Source organism: Thermoplasmata archaeon, from assembly GCA_038851035.1.
In the GTDB taxonomy this organism is placed as follows: Archaea; Thermoplasmatota; DTKX01; order VGTL01; family VGTL01; genus JAWCLH01.
In genome coordinates this window covers 23,314-36,919 of sequence record JAWCLH010000012.1, presented here as the reverse complement: position 1 = coordinate 36,919, position 13,606 = coordinate 23,314, and the positions used below count along the sequence as shown (strand labels likewise).

The 13,606-nt window shown below is 57.9% G+C and carries 6 protein-coding genes; 5 read left to right on the top strand and 1 reads right to left on the bottom strand.

Annotated features, from left to right (window positions below):
• Nucleotides 1–17 precede the first annotated feature (17 nt).
• Nucleotides 18–3,005, top strand: a complete 2,988-nt coding sequence (locus QW379_05365; protein MEM2869833.1) for a tandem-95 repeat protein — start codon at nucleotides 18–20, stop codon at nucleotides 3,003–3,005.
• A 230-nt stretch (nucleotides 3,006–3,235) separates the two neighbouring features.
• On the top strand, nucleotides 3,236–3,754 hold the full coding sequence (locus tag QW379_05360) for a nitroreductase family protein (protein ID MEM2869832.1): 519 nt from the start codon (nucleotides 3,236–3,238) through the stop codon (nucleotides 3,752–3,754).
• 207 nt (nucleotides 3,755–3,961) lie between these two features.
• On the opposite strand, the gene QW379_05355 is transcribed toward QW379_05360, so the two are convergent.
• Nucleotides 3,962–5,518 (bottom strand): ATP-binding protein, encoded by a 1,557-nt coding sequence (locus QW379_05355; protein MEM2869831.1) that lies wholly within the window; start codon nucleotides 5,516–5,518, stop codon nucleotides 3,962–3,964.
• A gap of 95 nt (nucleotides 5,519–5,613) precedes the next feature.
• On the opposite strand from QW379_05355, the gene QW379_05350 reads away from it, so the two are divergent.
• From QW379_05350 to QW379_05340, 3 genes are all read left to right on the top strand, one after another.
• The gene (locus QW379_05350) at nucleotides 5,614–6,246 is read left to right on the top strand and encodes a cyclodeaminase/cyclohydrolase family protein (GenBank protein MEM2869830.1); all 633 of its coding nucleotides are present in this window, start codon (nucleotides 5,614–5,616) and stop codon (nucleotides 6,244–6,246) included.
• A gap of 4 nt (nucleotides 6,247–6,250) precedes the next feature.
• Entirely contained in the window at nucleotides 6,251–7,630 is a 1,380-nt protein-coding gene (locus QW379_05345) for a hypothetical protein (protein MEM2869829.1), read from the top strand.
• A gap of 146 nt (nucleotides 7,631–7,776) precedes the next feature.
• A complete protein-coding gene (locus QW379_05340) occupies nucleotides 7,777–13,551 on the top strand; it encodes a tetratricopeptide repeat protein (GenBank protein ID MEM2869828.1) in 5,775 nt (1,924 codons plus the stop codon).
• Nucleotides 13,552–13,606 lie beyond the last annotated feature (55 nt).

The following is a 13,606-nucleotide window of genomic DNA, read 5'->3' as shown; positions in this document are numbered from 1 at the left end:
CAAGTGGAGGTCAGAGAATGCGGAGGCTTTCGGGTGGAGCAGCCAAGGGACTAATGCTCGGCTTGTTAATGGTCATTTCAACCCTCGGGCTTTCCAACGTCTCCTTTGGGGACGACGCTGGAAGAGTTTACGTTCTTGAGGGACCGGACACAGACGTTTCGAACAACGATGATTTTTCGACGGCCCAGGAGCTGAACAGTGGCGACTATGTGACGGGCATGACGGGCCTTGGGGATCCCCACAGAATAGATACGTATGTACTACGGAATGTCCCCGCTGGCAAAATCATCAACGCTTCCTGCAGAATAACCAATTTTAACAACCAGGCTCTCATCCTGAAGGCATTCAACAAGTACCATCTTGATACACTAGCATGGTCTAACAGGGAGGACAATCCCGACCGGAGGCAGTGGGAGGCCCTCACCCTCTTGTGTGTTATTACGGGCGACTACTACCTCCAGCTCAACCCGATTGCCGGAACGGGCGACATCAGCTATATCCTCCATGTCCAGTATTCCGACGCCGAGGATATCACGAGCAAGATAGGCACGGGCGGAATGTACGGGGCGACGATACCCGGCCAGATCTCCTCCTTGAAATGGTATCCTGGCAAGTGGTATAGATTCAAACTCACGGGCGAACAGACAATAGGCGACCAAAAGATGAATGACTATCTTTATGTCAACGTTACCGAGCCTGGGGCACCAGAGCAGAGACTTTGGGGCGATGTTTATGTTCGGAACTTCGAGCCCGAGACCTTCTCCTATTGGCTCAACCACTCGTGGTGGTTGGATAGTTATGTTCAGTATGAGGAGGTACATGCGGCCGCCTGCTATCCGGGCGAGAGATGGTATTACTTAGATATGCAGGCCTACAACACCTCAGGGGGAAGGTCCGAGAACTATGAGCTTCGCCTGACTAAAACGCAGATAGAGAGCGACGGCGACAACCATTTACTGACTGCGACGCCAGTGACCTACGAGCAGGGCAAGACCACCGTGACAAAGTACGGGAGCGTAATTCGCGGCGAGGACATGTTCGACTGGTACAAAGTCTATTTGAAAAAAGGCGAGGGCGTCCAAGCCACCATGACCCTATTAGAGAGGTCCTCCGCTATATTCAGGCTTTCCATCTATCGCGAGAATCTGACATCGCCCTATCCGGAGAAGGGATACGATCTGATGAGCTCTTGGACCAATAAGCCCGAGCACACGATTCTCAACCGGGTGACCTCACTGGCCACAAACGTGACGCAGGAGGGTTGGTATTATATAGGTGTTATTGCCCAGATAGGGCTCGTTCCCGGAAACATATCCAACCTAGCCGACTGGACGGTTCAGACCGCCTGGTGCAAGTACAAGCTCGACATCACCCTCCCAGACAGGACGCTACCCCCCATCATCCAGAACGAGCCGCCCCAGATAGTGATGCCAGAGGACGGTGTCGACACCACCCTAAAGCTGAACTACACCGGAACTAATAATGGCGTCTTCACCGACGTCGATTTCACAAAAGAATGGGGTGAGGCCCTGACATTCACATCCAGCGGCCATCCGGACTTCCAGATAAAGATCAACAACAATTGGAGCGAGGACCCGGAGGCGACAGCAACCATCAAGCCCAACGAGAACTGGAACGGTGAGGCCGACATTACCTTCACGGCCACAGACCTCTACGGAAAATCCAACTCAACGGTGGTCCATGTGAGGGTGCTGCCCGTCAACGACCCACCCCTTATTAAGACGAGAATTCCCGACTTCACTGTGCGTGAGGGAGAGTTCAACGCCACAATGAAGGATATCAACCTATTCAACGTATTCACCGACCCGGACATGCCTCCGTTCGGGGACGATAACATCACTTTTTATGTGGACAACTCGACCTTCCCCGCTTGGATAAAGGACGACAAGTTGACATTCGGAACCGCACCAAGCTTCCCAGGTAAAGAGAATGTGGTGGTGGTGGTGAATGTGACCGCAAGAGACAAATCTGGTGCGGAGGTCATCCACCCGGTCAACATCACAGTTTTGAACTTGAACCATCCTCCGGAGTATCTTGAGGCAAACAACCTTCTCGCAATCAATGAAGACGAGGTGTCTTACTTCGACCTAAACAGGCTATTCTCCGACCCGGACAACGACCCCCTGACCTTTGCCTACCTCGGAGGTGCTTCGGACAACCTGACCGTGAATATCGCAGGTAACGGCAGCGCGGTCTTTACCCCCTCCCCCAACTACTTCACCGCGCAGGAGGTCGTCAGGTTCAGGGCGATAGACCCGCTAGGTGCGAACCGCTCCGGAGAGCTTCTGATTCGCATCCAGAACATAAACGACCCGCCCTACCTCCTTCCGGGCGGCCAGATACCCGACCCCTACGAGCAGCTGATGATGAACGAGGGAGAGATGATGACCTTCAGGGTCTCCGCCGCCGACATCGACAATAAGACCTCCGAACTCAGATACATCTGGTTCGTGGACGACGTTGAAAAGACCAAGCTCGGCACATCGGCCTATACATACCGCGCAAGTTTCGACGATGCAGGCCTGCATGTTATAAAGGTGAGAATAAGCGATGGAATTGATTTTATAGACGCTGAGTGGAACATCACGGTCAACGAAACAAATCAGCCCCCTGTGATAAACGAGGTATGGCCCCAGAACAACACCGAGGTGGATGCGGGTAAGAAGATAACCTTCACCGCCAATGCCACCGATCCCGACAACGACCCGCTCACATTCTACTGGAGGCTCGCGGATGGCACGCTACTCAAGACCACAACGGGAAGCACCACCTCTACCTTCTCTAAGGTACTCTCCGCCGGGAAACAGCACGTCGTGGTGCTCGAGGTTCAAGATGGACGAGGAGGGGTTGCGAGGCATTACATTTACATAAAAGTCAGGCCGGAGAGTAAGGGCACCGGAATTCCCGGCTTCGAAGGCCTCGCGGTCGGAATGGCCCTTGTAATAGCGGGTCTGGGTTACGCGTTGCTTAGGAGAAAGTCCTGAGGACCATCTATTCCCCCTCCCTCTCAAGCCACCCAGAGGAATCTTTATCTCTGCCCCGCCCGATGATACTGCCCGTTGACACGGGTCCGTGCCTCACCAGCCATTCCACCCTGGAACGCGCTACTCTGGCGGTGAGAGGAGGCAGCTACAATTGCCCTACGACCCCCGTCCTGGGCTGGATGGAAGGGGAGTGCGCGCGGCCCAGAACTAGAAATTGGGGGGGATTGCTCATGGAACTCGTCGAGGCGATTGAGGGGAGGAGGAGCGTCAGGGCATTTAAAAATGAAGAGCTGCCGGAGGGTTTTATCGAAGAAGCTGTCAGAGTAGGCAACCTGGCCCCCTCCGCGGGGAATCTGCAGGCCCGGGACTTTGTCGTTGTGAGGGACGCAGGCACAAAGAAGAGACTTGCTGAAGCTGCGCTCGGACAGGATTTCATAGCAGAGGCGCCGGTGGTACTCGTTGTCTGCGCCAACGCGCGCAGAATCGCTCACTATGGCGAGAGGGGAAGGGAGCTCTACATGCTCCAGGACACTGCGGCCGCAATAGAGAACATACTTCTATATGTCCACTCAAAGGGGCTGGGCTCCTGCTGGGTGGGGGCCTTCAACGACGCAGAGGTCTCGGAGGCGCTCGATCTCCCGAACTGGGTCAGGCCCGTCGCGATTCTGCCCATCGGTGTCCCAGCAGAGAGGCCGGCGAAGAGAAGGAGGCTGGCGCTTTCAGAGATTCTGCACCATGAGAGGTGGTGAGCAACAGTAGAAGGGGCAGCCGTGCCCCAGAGCGATATTCGGGGGGACGGGTGCCGGATGTTGTACTCCGACCAAGGTGAGGATCCCTCAACAGCCGCCATATTGGTCAAATGCCTGAAAGCGCTTTAATCAAAGGTCTGGGCCCATGAGCCCAAATATGGGTAGAATATTTTTCCCGTGAGACGAAATAACAGATGTGCCTGTAGGTCACAGGCCAACAAGCCTGATTCTCTCTTTATCGCTATCCTTGCCCCCTCTTGGGACAAGGCTCTCGAAGAGTGGAATCTGAATCGGAATGGCGAATCTGGTGAACACGGAGCTGACGAGCGCCTCTCCCTTGTCGAGGGCTGCTATCATGTTGCTGTCGCTCGAGAGGTCCTGCGAAGCACTGCCGATTATCGCTTCCCTCTCGGCCCTCATCTCGTTGCCCAGAATAATTTTTGTGTTGAGGTTGGCTAGAATCTCTCTCGGTATCAGGCTGGCGAGCTGGGTGACCGCAACCAACCCCACCCCAAACTTGCGCCCCTCGCGGGCTATCGTCCCAAAAACGTTGCTCTCCTCGCTGGTGTGCAGGACTCGAGGGGCCTCTTCTATTACGATCGATATCACCGGCCTTCCGGTCGATTCTCCATCCCCCCTATAGCTCTTGTACCTGTCCAGAATCTCATTGGCGATTATACTGCCGATGATGAGCTCGGCCTGGTCGGTGAGTCGGGAAGTGTCGACCAGGACCTTTTTTCCCTCCTCGAGATGGCGCACGATGTCCTCCACTGTCGACTCGCCGCCCTCCGAAACAAATACCTGGTTCCTGCTGCGCAAATAGCCTTCCTGATTGACATAGATGCCCAGCACGAGGTCTAGGCGCCTCTTCAGGGTCAGGGCGGTGATCGGCTGCACCTTTAGCCTGTTCAGCGCCTCCTCCTCTGGCGTCTGCATCAGGGCCGAAATCCAACTCTCCCCATGGCGGTTGTAGAATGCCCTCATCGCTTCGTACTGGGCATCGGTGAGGGGCACGATGCCCCTGAAGTGCCAGGGCCGGAGGAGGGAGAGGTTGAAGCGCAGGGACCGCGCTCCCTTGGGCGGGGATGGTGAGTAGTAGACAAGTCCCTGCGAGGCCTGGGGGTGGTCCTTAAGCCCGGGCCCCGAGCGGCCGTAGTACTCATCGTGCGAGTCGAGAATCAGCACGCCGCAGTAGGACTGGCCTATCACACTCCAGAGCATGACCTTCACAAGATTACTCTTGCCCCTGCCGGTGGTCGCGGGAATGAGGACGTGGTGAGAGAAGAGCTCTCGGCCGTCGAGATAGACATCCACATCCACCACTCTCGAGCCGCTCCTGACCTTACCCAAATAGACCGGGTTGGGCGGCCGCTCGAGAAAGGCCAAATGCTCGGCCGAGGCGCTGTACACCTCGGAGAAGAACGGGGGAAGAATCTTTGGTGTCTTAATTATCCAGCGGCCGTCCTTTCGCCTGACATGCACGAGCGCCTTAGCTTTCGCAAGAATATATGCCCTCAGATTTCGATCCATGAAATCCGCGCCCTCTCCGTACCCTTCAAGCTTCATCCCGCTCATCATCTCAATGACCTTCGGTTCGAGCTGGCTTCCATAAAGGAGGTCGAAAACCTGGAGGATAATGTACTCATCTCCCGAGGAATTGAGAGGGGCAACAAGCAGCTCCCCTAGCTCCAAACCGCTCTCGCTCCTCTGGCGGAGGACGAGAGCCCCGTGCTCCCCACCAGTTAGCTGGCCAACGACGGTCATCGAACCCCGACCCCCCTCCAACGAGCTGGAGGATGAAATCGTTTCTGGGCAACATTTATATCGGAGCCCCATGATGGGCTGGGGGAAGGGTTTCGATGACAGGAATAGTGGCAAAACCGGTGAGCGACTTTGTGGAAGAGGTGGCGTCGAGCTCTCCCGCTCCCGGCGGGGGTAGCGTCTCCGCCCTTGCGGGCGCGCTCGGTGCAGCGCTCGGGTGCATGGTGGCCCGGCTAACAATCGGGAAGCCTGGCTACGAGCGGGTCAGCGGCGAGCTCCAGAATGACCTCGAGAAACTGGAATCCCTGAGGAAAGAGATGCTTGAAATAGTGGACCGGGACACAGAGGCCTTCAACAGGGTGACCGCCGCTTTCGCGATGCCGAGGGAGACGGGCAACCAGAAGCAGGAGCGCTCGAAAGCGATTCAGGAGGCGCTCAAGGGCGCCGCCCTCGTGCCCCTGAAGCTGGCGGGTAAATGCAGCGCCGCGCTGGACGGTCTCAGGGTGTTGGCTGAGAAGGGCAACCCGAGTGCGGCGAGCGACGCCGGCGTGGGCGCGCTGCTCGTTCACGCAGGTCTGATGGGGGCCGCCCTCAATGTCGAGATCAACCTAAAGAACATCAGGGACCAGGATTTCAATGAGCGGATTCTCAAGGAGTTAAAGAGCTACACGAGCTTCTCTGACGAACGCCTCAGGGATATTCTGACCGCCTGCCGCTCCCGGATGGGTTGATATTATGGGAAGAAAGGTGGCGGAGGAGGCGGGCGGGGGAAGAGGCGAGAAGAACGGAGGAAGAGGCTCAAGTGAGAACAGCGGCAACGGAGCGGGAGGCGACGGATGGGAGGGGTGGAAGAGCGATAGGGTGAACGGCGGGGGCGAAGCCGGACAGAAGAGACCAATCCAATTCTCCGGCGCGCCGGAGCTCCAGCCCCTTGCTCTGCTGTTCGCGTGGTTCGAGGGGGGCGACAGGCTTCAATTCGGCGAGTTATGTGCATCCTGTCCGGATGAGGCGAGGAGGGAGTGCGGGGCCTGGAGGGAGAGGACGCTCAGCGGTCTGAGGGCCCAGGAGCCGGGCACCCTGCGCAAATGCCCCTACTTCCTCGCCTGGAGTTCTCAGGAGCTGGATATTGGTTCACTGACCGAAGAGGAACTCAGGGAGGGGGCGGCGAACCTCTCCCTCTGCCCCCGTTGCGGAAAGGAGACCATGGCTACAGCCGCGCGCGTTGCATCTGAGTTTGCCACCCGCCTCAACCCCCGTCTCACACTGATTCACTGGTGCGGGTGCGGGTATTTCGCGACCGAGAAAAAGGAGCTTACAGGAGACAGAACAAGGTGCGTGCTCTGCGGGGGAGAAGTGGCCAGGGATGCAGTTTATCCCAGAGCGGGTACCGGACCAGACCAGGGCGGAGAAGCGGAATCGGCAACCGCAAGGGGCGCGGATGGCGCCGAAGGGGAAGGAATAGCCGCGGAGGCCGGGAGAGGGGGTACCGTCTTCCGGGGAGCGCTCTACCACATCGATTGCTTTCTCAGGCTCAGGTATTTTCTTGCAACGAGCGAGATGCTCCGGGTGGCCCAGAGGTACCTGCAGACCGGTGAGCCCCTCACTCCAGAAGAGGCGGCCTCCGCGCTCGTCAAGACCCTCGAAACAGTCAGGGCGTTCAGGCTCACAGGCAACTCAAATGTGCTGGGCGTGAATAGGGTGATTCATTGGCTCGAGGGCGACTCACCACTGATATCGAAGATGACAGTGCTGCGCAGCCGAAAGGCTCTCTTGGAGAGCCTTCGGGAAAGCTTTATCGGGGAGAATGAGGGGTCCGTGGGGGTGCACATCCTCGAGGATGCTTATATCATCTATCAAAGAGCTGATGAGGTCCGGTGGATAACCCACGGTACCTACCTACCCGCCCGGGGCGTTGAGGATTTCATCGATAAATACGTGGACTCCGCGGCTAGGGGAGAGTGGCAGGAGCTGGAGCCGCTTCTCATTAGAGAGGTTCCTGACGGCAGGTGCGTTCTCTGCGGCTCCATGACGCGGAGCCATAGGGTCGCAACGGGAGAGAGCGGCGAGCCCGTCTACATCTGTCACCACTGCTGGACGGGGAGGGCAAAGAGCTAGGTGCCCGCCCGCAGCAGCATCGGACGACATTAAACATTTCCCCGAACGCCACCGGACAAGCCATAACACCCGATGAGGATGAGCCAGTATAATTAATAAATACAAGACCCATTACCTTAATGAGTAATTGAACGCGGGGCCTCGCTATGCCCAGATGCAGCAAGTGCGGTTTCATGAACCCCGAGGACGCAAAGTCCTGCTCGAAGTGCGGCCAGCGAATCACGGGTGGAGCCCTGCTCGACGACACGTCCGGTCTCCGCAGGAGACCGGCGGCCCGCGCCTCGACCTCAATCTCCGTGGGCCCGACGACATACGGCGACGCCCTGAGCTTCGTTTCCGAAGGTGACGTCGTCCAGCAGATCAAGAGCATAAACGTGCGCTCGCTGACCGAGGCCCAGCTCGAGGCGATGGCAAACCAGCTCAACCTTCTGATGAACAGGATGGGCGTGTCGCTGGACATGGACAAGGACGCCAAGCTCCAGCTCGCCAAGGGCGACAGGGCCGTCGTGGAGTTGATAAGCCAGAAGGTCAAGGAGGTCGAAGAGGCGACCGGGAAGCTCGTGGGCAACCCCGAGACATATCTGAGGCTTGGCAATGTCGCGTACAGCTACGGCGACCTGCAGAAGGCGATAGAAAACTACGATAAAGCCCTGAAGCTTAAGCCCGACTACGAGACCGCCCTATACAACAAGGGCAACGCCCTCGACGACATGAAGAGGCATCAGGAGGCGGTCGAGTGCTACACAAAGGCCCTCCAGCTCAACCCGAAGAACGAGAAGGCCTGGTACAACAAGGGCGTGGCGCTCTACCACCTCGAGAGGCATATAGAAGCGATACAGGCCTTCGACCGCGCCACTGAGCTCAAACCGGATTATGAAAAGGCCTGGAACAACAAGGGCGTCGCCTACCATTACCTGGGCCAGTTCAACGAGGCAGTCCGGTGCTATGATAAGGTTCTAGAGCTCAACCCCAACGATGTCGATGTCTGCATAAACAAGGGCGTGGCGCTGAAGAAGCTTGGAAGGGTTATGGAGGCGATTCAAGCCTATGACAGGGCGATTTCGATAAACCCCACGCGCATGGAGGCATGGTACAACAAGGCCAACGCGCTACACGAGATAGGCAAGTACAGCGAGGCCGTCATGTGCTTCGACCGGGTGCTGGAGAGTGCCCCTGGAGACAAGGACGCCTGGTTCAAGAAGGGCGTCGGCCTGACGAAGCTGGGCAAGCCCGCGGAGGCCCTCTCCTGCTTCGACCGGGTTCTGGAGATAGACCCCCTGAACGCCCTGGCCCATTTCGAGAGGGGACTGGTTCTTAAGCACTTCCAGAGAAAAAGGGAGGCGATGGAGGCGCTTGATAAGGCAGTCGGCATAGAGCCGACCCACTGGGAGGCTTGGTACGAGCTCGGCCTACTCGCGCAGGAGGCGAGGGACTGGGGAATCGCCATCAAGGCCTTCAACAGGGTGACGGAGCTAAACCCGAACCACAAGGACGTCTGGGGCCCGAGGGGGGAGGTCCTGCTCAGGCTCGGGAAGCACATTGATGCTGCCCGGTCCTTCGAGAAGGCCCTCAGCCACTACCCCGACGAGAAGGCCTGGATGATTGGAAAGGGCCACGCTCTCTATGGTCTGGAGCGCTACGAGGACGCTCTAAAGACATATGACCGTGTTCTCTCCATCGACCCGTCCAACGCGGAGGTCCTGAACGCCCGGGGTAATATTTTCTACAAACTCGAGAGGTACAAGGAGGCTGTCGAGGCGTACGAGAAGGCTCTGAAAGTGAAGCCCAACCTCGAGGAGGCCTGGAGGAACAAGGCCGCTGCCCTCCGCAAAATGAAGAACCCGGGTGAGGCCGTGAAGTGCTACGACATGGTAATCAAGCTCAACCCGAATGACGCGGAGGTCTGGCTGAATCGGGGAACCGCCCTCGCAGAGCTGGGCCGCCACCAGGACGCTCTGAAGAGCTACAACCGCTCTCTGGAGCTTGAGCCTCGCGGCGAGAGGTGTTGGTTCGAGAAGGCGGTGACGCTGGAGCAGCTCGGCCTCTTCCAGGACGCCCTTGACGCCTGGGACCAGGTGACCAAGCTCAACCCGAAGAACACCGAGGCCTGGAAGAGGAAGGAGGAGGCCCTAGTCAAGGCCGGGAGGCTCGAGGCGGCCCTCGAGGTATACGACAACGCCATCCGCCAGAACCCCAACGACTACAATGCGTGGTACAAGAAGGGTGATGTTCTCATCAAGCTCAAAAGGCCCGAGGAGGCCATCCAGTGCTTCGACCGCGCCACGCTGATCAACCCCAATTTCGTCGAGGCTTGGAAGGCCATGGCTCGGACCCACTATGCTCTAGGCAGGATGGCCGAGGCCGTAAAAGCCTTGGACCGCTTGCTCGAGCTCAGGCCTGACGACGTCGAGAGCTGGCAGATGAAGGGCGACGCCCTCTACGCCCTCGAGCGATACGAGGAGGCCCTGATGGTCTACGACCGACTGATGGAGATGAGCCCAAGCGAGAGGGTCTGGCACGGGAAGGGCTATACGCTATTCAATTTGGGGAGGTATGAAGAGGCGATATCGTGCTTCGACTGGCTTCTCGACCGGAACCCAAAGGACCATGACGCCTGGACGAACAAGGGCAGGGCGCTCCACTTCCTCGGAAAAGAGGAGCTGGCGCTGAGGGCCCTGGACATGGCCATCAAGCTCAAGCCCGACCTCGAGATAGCCTACAGGTACAAGGCCGAGACCCTGCGCGCCGGAAAGAAATGGGTCGAGGCCGCGAAGGTATACGACCAGATTCTGAAGTTCAACGAGAACGACGCCGAGGTTCTTTTCCACAAAGGCGAGGCCCTCCTGAACCTTGAGAAGAATACCGAGGCTCTGGCGGCGCTGAAGCGCTCCCTGGAGCTCCAGCCGAACAACGAGATGGGCTGGTTCTACCGTGGCGTCATCGTGGAGAGGATGAGGCTGGTCAACGAGGCCGTCGAGGCCTACAACAAGGTTCTGGCCCTGAACCCCAAGAACCAGGAGGCCTGGAGCAGGCTCGAGGACGTTTTGGTCAGGGCGGGGCGGTTTGAGGAGGCGCTCGCGTGCTACGATAACGCCATAGCCAACAACCCCAACGACTACGATGCGTGGTACAAAAAGGGTACCGTTCTAAGGAGGCTGGGCAGGGACGAGGAGGCGATTCAGTGCTTGGACAAGGCCACGATGATAAATCTCAATTTTGAGGCCGCCTGGTTCGACCTCGGGGAGCTCTACCTCTCTAGGAAACTCATCGACGAGGCCCTGCGCTGCTTCGAGAGGACGGTGGACATCAACCCAGACAACCTGAGGGCCTGGCAACACAGAGGCGGAATTCTCTATTCCCTTGGCAGATATATGGAGGCTCTGCCGTGCTTCGACCGCGTTCTCGAGAAGGACCAGAAGAACGTCGAGGCCTGGAACAACAAGGGCAACGTCCTTTTCAAGATCGACCGGCTGGAGGAGGCGATAAAGTGCTACGACAGAGCGCTCGAGCTCAGGCCTAAGCTCGAGGAAGCCCTTCAGAACAAGGCGACCGCGCTCAGAAGTCTGGGCAGGGACGAAGATGCGATTAGGGTTCTTGACACCCTCATCCGAATTCGCCCGGAGGACGATTCGCTCTTCAGAACCAAGGCCGAGCTCCTCAGGCGGAATGGAAGGCTCCAGGATGCAATTATATGCTACAACAAAATCCTCCGCCTGAAGCCCAAGGACGAGGAAATATGGTTTAAGAAAGGGACCGCGCTCCACGAACTAATGAAGGTCGAGGAAGCCCTCAAGTGCTACAGGCGCTCTTTGAAGCTCAACCCGAAGAACGAGGAGGGCTGGTGGAGGGTCGGGGCGATATTCGAGGAGCTTAACGACACCGAGAGCGCCATCCAGAACTACGACAAAGCGCTTGAGGTCAACCCCAACTACGACAATGCATGGAAGAGCAAGCTCGACCTTCTCGAGAGGCTGGGGAGAATAGAAGAGGCAATCGAGTGCCTGGACAAGGCGATACAGGCCAACCCCAGCGACCACAGTGCCTGGAACAGCAAGGGGAGGGCGCTGCGCAAGCTCAACAGGAATTCAGAGGCGCTGGAGTGCTTTGACTCGGCCTTGAAAATAAAGCCCGACTTCGCCGAGGCCTGGTGGAATAAGGGACTTACGCTTCAGGCGCTAGGGCGCGACGGTGATGCTCTGGACGCGCTCGATCGAGCCATTGAGCTACTGCCCTCGGAGAAAGAGCTCTGGGTCGCAAAGGGCAACTCGCTAACGTCCCTCAAGAGGGTCGAGGAGGCGATTGAGGCCTACGACAGGGCACTAGAGCTTGACGCAAAATGTGTGGAGGCTTGGGTTGGGAGGGGCAGGGCGCACGTTGAAGCCGGCCAACCAGAAGAGGCCCTGAAGGCCTATGATAGGGCCATCCTGATAGATCCCAATTACCCCAAGATATATTTCTACCGGGGGCTTGCGCTCAATGCGCTGAAGCGCCACCATGACGCCCTTCAGGCCTATGAAAAAGCGGTGGAGCTCGACCAGAAATTCATGGAAGCATGGCTCAACAAGGGCAAAACACACTCTGCGCTGGGCCAGCCGAGAGAAGCCATCCGCTGCTTCGACAAGGCCATAGACCTCGACCCTGCAAGAGAGGAGCCATGGAACCTCAAGGGGTGGGAGCTGAGCAAGCTGAGCAAAATCAAAAGGGCTTTGGAGTGTTTTGACAGGGCCATCGAGCTCAACCCAAAAAACGGGGAGGGCTGGTTCAATAAAGGCTCCCTCAACCTGCAGCTCGGGAGGCTGAAAGAGGCGGTCGAGTGCTTTGATAAGGCGATAGACCTCAACCCGGGCTACGACAGACCCTGGGACGAGAAGGGCCTCGCCCTCCTCGAAATGGGCGAGGTCGAGGACGCTCTGGACTGTTTTGAGAAGGCGCTTGATATCAACTCGAACAACGCGGAGGCTTGGTACCACAAGGGCGCCGCCTTGTATAGGCTGGACAGGGCAGAGGAGGCCATCGAGTGCTTTGACAATGCGCTCGAGCTCGTGCCGGACCATCATAAGGCTTGGGTGGGGAAGGGGAGCGCGCTGGTCAGAGAGGGGGAGCATGTGGCCGCGATAGAGTGCTTCGACAAGGGTTTGCGCCACGGTCCGAACTACGATGTGGGATGGTACAGCAAGGGCAGCGCCCTGCACGACCTCGGCCTGATAAAGGAGGCTGTGAAGTCCTACCATAGGGCGATATCCATTAACCCGAGTCTAGAGGACTGCTGGGTCGATATCGGAGTTGCGCTTCACGAGCTCGGGAACAGCGAGGCTGCGGTCACATGTTTCGATAAGGCCCTGGACATAAATAGCAAGGACGAAGTGGCGTGGATGAACAAAGGCAGTGCGCTCATCGACTTGAACAGGAACGAGGAGGCCCTGAGGTGTTTCGAGAGGGCGACGGTGCTGGCGCCGAAGGACGAGCGAACCTGGTACAACAAGGGAGTGGCCCTGATGAACCTCGGGGACGTGAAGCACGCCCTCAGGTGCTTTGACATCGCTGTGAATTTGAACGAAAAGTATGTGAAGGCACACGTGAACAGGGGGGCCGCCCTAGCCGCTCTCAACAGGCATGAGATGGCGCTCGACGCCTATGAGAAGGCCATAAAGCACGACCCCAAGTTCGCGGCCGCCTGGCATAACAAGGGGAGGGCGCTGGAGCATCTGGGAAGACTGGACGAGGCCGTCGCCGCTTATGAGAAGGCCCAGGACCTATCCCCCAAGGACATTGAGATTCAGAGGGACAGGCGCATTTGCGCCGAAAAGTTGGACAAAAAAATCAAGGAGGAGGAGAGGGCCCGCGAGAAGAGGGAGCTCGAGGAGGACGCTAGAACGCTCCGCGAGGCGGAGCGAAGGATAAGGCCCTCGGAGATTCTTTGAAAAAAGCGTCTGGGGAGCGCCCCGTCCCATTCCTGACGCATGCCAGTAGATTTAC

Bases quoted from the DNA above. Each gene is read 5' to 3' on its own strand.
- QW379_05365 (MEM2869833.1), top strand. From the start codon at position 18: ATGCGGAGGCTTTCGGGTGGAGCAGCCAAGGGACTAATGCTCGGCTTG.
- QW379_05360 (MEM2869832.1), top strand. From the start codon at position 3,236: ATGGAACTCGTCGAGGCGATTGAGGGGAGGAGGAGCGTCAGGGCATTT.
- QW379_05355 (MEM2869831.1), bottom strand. From the start codon at position 5,518: ATGACCGTCGTTGGCCAGCTAACTGGTGGGGAGCACGGGGCTCTCGTC.
- QW379_05350 (MEM2869830.1), top strand. From the start codon at position 5,614: ATGACAGGAATAGTGGCAAAACCGGTGAGCGACTTTGTGGAAGAGGTG.
- QW379_05345 (MEM2869829.1), top strand. From the start codon at position 6,251: ATGGGAAGAAAGGTGGCGGAGGAGGCGGGCGGGGGAAGAGGCGAGAAG.
- QW379_05340 (MEM2869828.1), top strand. From the start codon at position 7,777: ATGCCCAGATGCAGCAAGTGCGGTTTCATGAACCCCGAGGACGCAAAG.